The following is an 8,109-nucleotide window of genomic DNA, read 5'->3' as shown; positions in this document are numbered from 1 at the left end:
TTGAGCTTCCAGAGGGATTCGAACCCACGACCCCGAGATTACAAATCACGTGCTCTGGCCAACTGAGCTATGGAAGCATTATTAAAAAAGAATTCAAAAGATCGCTGTTCCCTTTTTGCGAGTGCAAATATAGAACGGATTTTTTGAATTCTCAAATTTTTTAATAACTTTTTTTAACTTTTTTTTCTAAGCCATTTCTTTTTTCTTGATTAATAGCTTTTTAGCAGTATCAACGCATAGGTCTAAACTTTCCTCAAAACTTGCAGAGGTCTTCTTTACTACAATATCGTCTCCCGGAACCGCCAGAATAATCTCGGCCGTTTTGTTTGCTTTATCCGAGTTGTTTTCTACTTTTAAAAATATTTTACACTCCTGAATTTTGTCATAAAAAGTATCCAGTTTGCTTACTTTTTTTTCAATGTGTGATTCTAGTGGTTCGTGTGGAGTTAAACCAATTGATTGTACTGTGATCTTCATAATTCGTCATTTTTTGAGGCTCTTGGATGAGCCCGATTAAACACTTTTTTCAATTGTTCTATATTAGCATTCGTGTAGACTTGTGTACTTGCAAGGCTTGAATGTCCTAATATTTTTTTTACTTTAGAGATCTCTGCCCCATTATCCAAAACGTGTGTAGCAAAGCTGTGACGAAGGATGTGAGGACTTCTTTTTTCTTTTGTTGTTACAAGACTAAGGTAATTATTAACGACCACATAAACAAATTTTTCAGTGAGTTTTTTGCCTTTGGTATTGACAAAAAAATATAAATCATGTTCAGGCAGTGGTTTCCTTATTTTCAAATAACTTTTAAGCAGATCCGAAAGTTCTCCGGAGATGGGGATGTATCTTTCTTTGTTTCCCTTTCCTATTATTTTCAGTTCGTTTCCGCTAAGGTTTACATTTTCAAAAGTCATACCACAAAGCTCTGCTTTCCGGATTCCTGTCTGATAAAGCACCTCAACGATACATTTATCCAGAATATCGTTAATTTCTTCAAAAACCTGATCATTAAGTGTTTGCATTTCTTCTTTTGATATCGGAATCTGCTTTTCGGGATAAAATTTTAATGAAGAAATACTTTCTGTGGGAGAAATTTTTATTTCACCGATTTTTAAAAGAAAAAGGTAAAAGCTGCGAAGCGAAGACAATTTTCTGTTGATACTCCGTTTGGAAATATCATTTTCGCTCAGCTCTACGATAAAATTTCTGATTATTTTTTTGTCGGCTTTGGAAATATCTTCCGAAGCTTCTGTCTTCAGGCAGAAATGGGAAAAATCTTCAAGATCTTTTCGGTAGCTTGTAATGGTGTGAGGAGAATATCTCTTCTCGAACTGTAAATATTCCAGGAATTTGTCCAGCATCATTTAGTATATAAAAACAAAAAATTCACTCTTCAAATATAAACATTTAAAGAGTGAATTTAGTATGTGTGTAAGAAAATTCTTAAGCCTGTTCTTCTTTGCTAAGATTTCTTTGCTTGTGAGCAGCCTTTAATCTAGCTTGTCTTAAAGTTACAGAAGGCTTGATAAATTGTTGTCTAGCTCTTAACTGACGAACTGTACCCGTTTTATCAAATTTTCTTTTATATTTTTTTAATGCTCTGTCGATAGACTCTCCGTCTTTTACTGGAATTATTAACATATATTACATCTCATTTTGGATTGCAAAAGTAAACATTATTTATGAAACCGCAAAACTTTATTCAATAAAAATCTTTAAAATCATGCAACTTAAATTTTCAAAATAATTTATTAAGAAAAGCATTTAACATTTTATTCGTAATAATTTAAGTGTATTTATAAAAAATTATTCAACAAATTATATGGTTTTGCATTCTTTATTTATTTAGATTTGCAGATTATATTAAACTGCTTAAAACCAAACAGCTATGATCCTATCCCATTACTCCTTTTTTATAAGGACTATTCTGTTTTCACAGTCTACAGAATCTAAGTTTTGATTTATTTCGAGTAAAACCATATTCCCTTCAACATGCTTAAAAAATTACTCTTTTCTATCGTAATGCTCTTTTCTGTTTTTGTGTTTTCACAGGAAGATTGCGTTTCCGCCATTACCGTCTGCGGAAATTCGGGCATTAATTATACTCCTGTGGGAATCGGCAACACCAATGAAACTTTGGGAGGATGTCTTTCTTACGAGAACCACTCGGTTTGGTATAAATTTACGATTGCCACTAGCGGAACACTTACTTTTGACCTCGCTCCTACCGGACCGGTAGATTATGACTGGGCGATTTACGGACCGAATGTAACCTGCTCCAACAGAGGAACTCCGGTAAGATGTAACGCTTCCGGATATTATACCAATACAGGGATGAACATGACGAATACCAATACCTCATCCGGCGCAGGAAATACAGATCCTTACTGTAAATATATGGATGTCGTGGCGGGTCAGACGTACTATTTATACATAGACAACTGGTCTACAACAGTTTACACTTTTAATCTAACATGGGGAGGAACGGCAACTTTTGTATCTCCTTTCACAAATTCCACGATTGCTCCCAATCCTTTTGTGCCGCCGGGAAACCCGGGACCAACTGCAAGCTCTCCGAGAGAAATCAATATTTGCGGAAGTTCTACTACATTTAATTTCAGTACCTTATCGCCGGGAATATTAAATGGAAATCCTAATTTTTATGTTTCCTATTACAGTACAGCGAACAACGCTGCTACGGGAACGAATCCGATTACCACACCTATTACAGTAAATACAGGAACTACTTACTACTATAATATAAGTTATCAGGATCCGAATAATCCCAATAATTCTATTAACTCCTGTAAACAAACGAATGCTATCGTTTTTAAAGACAAAAGTGTAACGGCATCTATAACTGCATCCTCCACAAAGTTATGCCCTAACGGAAATGTTACTTTAACATCAAACAATGCGACAGGAAACACGTGGTCTACAGGAGCGACAACCCAGTCTATCACTGTAAATACACCCGGAACCTATACTTTAACGAGCAGCAACGGAATCTGTACGAGTCCACAAGCTTCCGTTACCATCACCCAGGACATAGATCCAAATGCGCAGATCAGCGGAAATCTGACATTGTGTGAAAATACTTCTACAATTCTTACTGCAACTTCAACGGGAACAGGAAACACCTATTCATGGTCTACCGGAGCTACAACTCCTTCAATTACCGTAACTGCTCCCGGAACGTATACCGTAACCGTAAAAACTCCGGCGAACTGCCAATACACAAAATCCGTAACGGTTGTACAGGGTGCGGTTCCTGTTGCTCAAAATGCGACTTTAACCAATTGTTCCAGTACAAGTACAGCAATTTTTAATTTAACAACAGCACAACCCAACATAAGCACGACTTCTGGAGTTACTTTTGATTATTATGTGAATCAGGCAGATGCCATTGCCGGGAATACAAATACTATTGCAACGCCAACCGCTTATACATCGGGAAACGCAACTGTTTATTTAAGAGTAAAAACAGCAACGTGCTCAAAGGTAGTTTCGCTTCAGCTCAATGTAACCCAGCTTGCCTCTCCAACGATTACAAGTTCATCTTTGACGATCTGTTTTGGCGGAAATGTAACGCTTACTTCAAGTGTTCCAACCGGAAATACATGGTCTACCGGAGCAACAACACAATCTATCACGGTTACATCCGGAGGAACTTATTCTTTAACCAACACCAACGGAATATGTACGAGTGCGCCCGTTTCAGTAACATTAACCGCAGAAAGCGATCCGAATCCTCAGATTACGGGAAATTTAATTGTCTGCGGGTCTCCGACAACCTTAACAGCAACGTCTAACGGAACAGGAAATACATATTCATGGTCTACAGGCGCCATAGGAAATTCAATTTCAGTTTCAACGCCGGGAACTTATACGGTGACTGTAAATACTCCTGCCAACTGCCAGTACACAAAATCTGTGACAGTAGTTCAGGGAGCAGTGCCTGTTGTACAAAATTCATCTTTAAGTGTCTGTTCAAATAACAATACCGGAACATTTAATTTAACATCAGCGCAACCGAACATCAGTACAACGACAGGAGTAATATTCAGTTATTATATGAATCAGGCGAATGCATTAGCCGGAAACAGCAATACGATTGCAAATCCTTCGGCTTATATTTCAGGAAATACTACGATTTATGTTTTAGTGAAATCAGGTTCTTGTTCGAAAATCGCTGAATTACAATTGATTGTTAATGTAAAACCAATTCCGACAATTACTGCTTCATCGAATGTCATCTGTAACAACAATCCTGTTACCCTTACTTCGGGTTCAGCAACAGGAAACACATGGTCAAACGGAGCAACGACCCAGTCGATCAGCGTATCTGCTCCGGGAACCTATACTTTAACCTATAATAACGGAATCTGCACAAGCGATCCTGTTTCTGTTACGATCACTCAGGGAACAGATCCGAATGTTCAGATTTCCGGAAATTTAAATTTCTGCGAAGGTGCTTCAACCGTTTTAACGGCTAGTGCAAACGGAACGGGAAATACTTTTTCATGGTCAAACGGAGCCACAACTGCCACAACCACAGTAAATGCTTCCGGAATTTATACAGTAACGGTAACTACGCCGGACGGCTGTCAATATACAAGATCTGCAACCGTGACAATGGATCCGGCCATCGTCATTAATATTAATCCTCCGGCAGAAATTAACTGTACAAATGCTCAGGTTACTTTAAACGCAACGACTTCTGTTTATCAACCCGGATCTACTTTCTTATGGATCGCTACAGGTGGGGGAAATATTGTTTCCGGAGCCAATACGTTAACACCGGTTGTTAATAATTCAGGAACTTATACTTTAACGATTACAAGCCCGACTTCCAACGGATGCGTAAAACAAAGTTCTGTAACGGTCATTAAGAACATTACACCGCCGATCATCAGTGTTTCGGCACCAAAAATATCAATCTGTAAAGGTGAATCTATTGCTCTTACAGCAATGGGCGCTGCAACATACACATGGACGGGATTAACAGGAAACGGCAACACACAGATTGTTTCCCCGACAACCACCACAACGTACACGGTAACAGGAATCGGAACAAACGGCTGTTCTGCGACGACTCCTGCTACAATTACCATCACGGTTGTTCCGGAAATTGTTTCTACGCTAAAAAATATTGAGATCTGTAAGGGTGACAAAGGTATTCTGGATGCAGGAAGCGGTCCGAATTACTCTTATTCATGGAATACCGGAGCAACTTCTCAAACCATCAATGTAGACACCGCGGGAACCTATTCGGTAACCATCAGTAACGGAGTCTGTTCTAAAACGTTTACTGCAACGGTTGGATATATTGTAACCCCTCAAATTAAAGAAATCACTTACAAAGATCCATTCTTAACGATTATTGTACAAAATAACGGAAATGTACCTATAGAGTACTCCATAGACGGAGGCGTAACGTGGCAGGCTTCCAACACTTTCCAGGTACTAAAAAACACGAAATATTCGATAAGGGTAAGAAACAGAGGAGCAACCTGCGATACCACGGCCGATTATTATACGTTCTTTATGGCAAACGTTATTACTCCGAACAGTGACGGAAGCAATGATGTGATTGATTTCAGCGAGATCAGCAAATACGGAAATTTTGAAGGGGGTATTTTCGACCGATACGGAAAAGAAGTTTTCCGACCGACCACCAAAACGCCGATCTGGGACGGAAAATACATCGGAAGACCTCTTCCAACCGGAACGTACTGGTATAAATTACAGTGGGAAGATAAAATCATTAAAAAGCCTGTTCAGCTTTCGGGATGGATTTTACTAAAGAACAGGGATTGATGAGGTTAATTTAAGATTGAGGCTGAGATTGAGATTGAGATTGAGATTGAGGAGAGAAATTAGATGAATTATAGAAGTGTAGGGTTTTTTCCGGCACTTTTTGTTTTTGAGGGTTATTTTTTTGCTGTTCAGATTTTTGTTCTTTGCTTAAAAGTTTTTTTCGTCTATCATTTATGCTTCCGGCTTCCACCCTAGCCCTGATTGTAGAGAAAATCCCGGAATGGAGCGAAGCGGAGCCGCGTAATGAGGAATTGCAACGGAAAGCAGGATAAAGCTTCAAATAAAATACATAAAATCCCATTATTAAAATGACTGAAAGAATATGAACTGAATTTGAATAAAAGTGTTATCTTTGCATTCACTTTATTCATGGGGTTGACTGGTTTCGACAGCAAGGTCAATGGGTAAGTAAGCATGCAGAGAACCGTAGCGCGATCTCTATAATCCCTTGCTACAAAATTTTAACTGGCAACGAAGAGTTCGCTCTTGCAGCTTAATATCGAAGTATAGTAGATCAAGCGTTTCCCCGAAGATTTTAGTAAGGGAGCAAGATATTCCACAAATGCTCTGTTCTGCGGCGTTTGATTCTGGGATATAGGAATGCAGAAATAAGGCTTTGGACGCTTCGGCTAAAGCTCGAAAACCTTAGAAGATAAGCTGGAAGTTGGGTGTCTGCTCTCTGCTTCCCGTCGAAAACCAATAGCAGAATAAGCATGTAGAAAGCTTATGTATTGCTTGTTTGGACGAGGGTTCGAATCCCTCCAACTCCACCAGGTGGGAAACCAAATTAATCTAAAAGCCTTTAAATCCTAGTATTTAAGGGCTTTTTTATTTTTTGAGTTATCAAAATATACCAAAGAAATACAAATCGAACGTGAGTCATTCGGTGAGTCGTCTTTAGGCAGCATTTTGACTCACCGAATTCTCATTAAACAGCTTATTCATCAGCCTGTTCAATGATTGAACATCTTGTAGGTTTAAAGGTTCAGCAATATTATTAACCTTTAAAATTAAAATGTTATGCAAACCTACAGCTTACTGTTTTATGCCAAAAAGGCAAAAAACAACCCTGAATTATCAACAATTTACATGAGAATCACTGTTGCCGGAAGACGAACGGAAATTTCAACAGGACAAACGGTAAAAACTCCTCAATGGAGTATAAAATTAGGAAAGGTATCAGGTAATAGTCCCAATGGTAAACAATTAAACTCCTTACTGGAAAGCTTCAGAGCTAAATTATTTGAATGCTATAATTCCTTGTATAACGAAGGCAAAGAGATAACTTGTGAAAATCTTCGAAATAAATATTTAGGAATTGAAGAAAAAAAAGTTACTCTTATTGAAGCTTTTAAAGATCACAACTCAAAGGTAAAGGAACTTATAGATAGAGAATTTTCTAAAGGAACGTGGAAACGGTATGAAACATCATTACGACATACTCAGGCATTTTTGAAATGGAAATTTAATCTCAGTGATATTGATGTCCGTCATATTAATCCCGGATTCGTTGCAGATTATGAGTTTTACCTACGTACTGTTAGAAACTGCTCCAATAATTCTGCTGTAAAATACATTAGAAATTTTCAAAAAATAATCAATATTTGTCTCAACAATGAATGGATTAGCAAAAACCCCTTTATAGGTTATAAATCTAAAATAGAAAGCGTAGATGTCAGATTCTTAACTGATATTCAGCTACAAAAAATCCGTGAAAAGAATTTTAATTCTGACAGATTAAGAGTAGTCCGTGATATTTTCGTATTCTGCTGTTTTACTGGTTTAGCCTATATTGATGCCAAGAATCTTACTAGAGATAAAATAACAAAAGGAATTGATACAGGGTTATGGATAAAAACTAAAAGGGTTAAAACAAAGGTCGAAGCCAGTATACCCCTGCTACCAGAAGCACAGGAAATTTTAAGTAGATATGAAAATCATCCGAAATGTGTAAATGAAAATACTGTTTTACCGGTACTAAGCAATCAAAAGATGAATGGGTATTTAAAAGAGATTGGAGACTTATGTGAAATTGATTTTGATATTACTTTTCACACGGCAAGACATACATTTGCTACTACGGTTACCCTCAATAATGGTGTACCTTTAGAGACCGTAAGTAAAATGCTTGGTCATGCCAACATTCGAATGACGCAGCATTATGCTAAAATACAAGATAAAAAAATTGGAGAGGATATGCTGGTATTAAAAAAAATATTGATAAAAGAAAAAAAAGAAGTGTGTTGAAGATGTAAACCATAGTACTGCCACTCTTCCTCCAATTGCAAT

At 37.6% G+C, this 8,109-nt stretch carries 5 protein-coding genes, 1 tRNA gene and 1 other RNA gene; 3 read left to right on the top strand and 4 right to left on the bottom strand.

Features of this window, described 5'->3' with window-relative positions; all coding sequences use genetic code 11:
* Nucleotides 1–3 precede the first annotated feature (3 nt).
* The 4 genes from QWT87_RS05015 to rpsU all read right to left on the bottom strand — a co-directional run bounded on the left by QWT87_RS05015 (nucleotide 4) and on the right by rpsU (nucleotide 1,641).
* Nucleotides 4–77 (bottom strand) — tRNA-Thr (locus tag QWT87_RS05015).
* 109 nt (nucleotides 78–186) lie between these two features.
* A complete protein-coding gene (locus QWT87_RS05010; protein ID WP_076390695.1) occupies nucleotides 187–477 on the bottom strand; it encodes an HPF/RaiA family ribosome-associated protein in 291 nt (96 codons plus the stop codon).
* Nucleotides 474–1,361, bottom strand: coding sequence for a tyrosine-type recombinase/integrase (locus tag QWT87_RS05005; RefSeq protein WP_302714290.1), 888 nt, complete (start codon nucleotides 1,359–1,361; stop codon nucleotides 474–476). Before QWT87_RS05005 ends, QWT87_RS05010 begins: the two co-directional genes overlap by 4 nt.
* Nucleotides 1,362–1,443: 82 nt before the next feature.
* Entirely contained in the window at nucleotides 1,444–1,641 is a 198-nt protein-coding gene (gene rpsU / locus QWT87_RS05000; RefSeq protein WP_062697349.1) for a 30S ribosomal protein S21, read from the bottom strand.
* A gap of 351 nt (nucleotides 1,642–1,992) precedes the next feature.
* Here rpsU and QWT87_RS04995 point away from each other — a divergent pair, with 351 nt between their 5' ends.
* From QWT87_RS04995 to QWT87_RS04985, 3 genes are all read left to right on the top strand, one after another.
* The gene (locus QWT87_RS04995) at nucleotides 1,993–5,820 is read left to right on the top strand and encodes a T9SS type B sorting domain-containing protein (protein ID WP_302714286.1); all 3,828 of its coding nucleotides are present in this window, start codon (nucleotides 1,993–1,995) and stop codon (nucleotides 5,818–5,820) included.
* A gap of 371 nt (nucleotides 5,821–6,191) precedes the next feature.
* Nucleotides 6,192–6,593: a transfer-messenger RNA gene (gene ssrA, locus QWT87_RS04990) on the top strand.
* 247 nt (nucleotides 6,594–6,840) lie between these two features.
* Nucleotides 6,841–8,067, top strand: a complete 1,227-nt coding sequence (locus QWT87_RS04985; RefSeq protein ID WP_098972089.1) for a site-specific integrase — start codon at nucleotides 6,841–6,843, stop codon at nucleotides 8,065–8,067.
* The last annotated feature ends 42 nt before the right edge of the window (nucleotides 8,068–8,109 follow it).

This window comes from Chryseobacterium urinae (assembly GCF_030518295.1).
In the GTDB taxonomy this organism is placed as follows: Bacteria; Bacteroidota; Bacteroidia; order Flavobacteriales; family Weeksellaceae; genus Chryseobacterium; species Chryseobacterium mucoviscidosis.
This window is presented reverse-complemented; position numbering and strand designations above follow the sequence as displayed.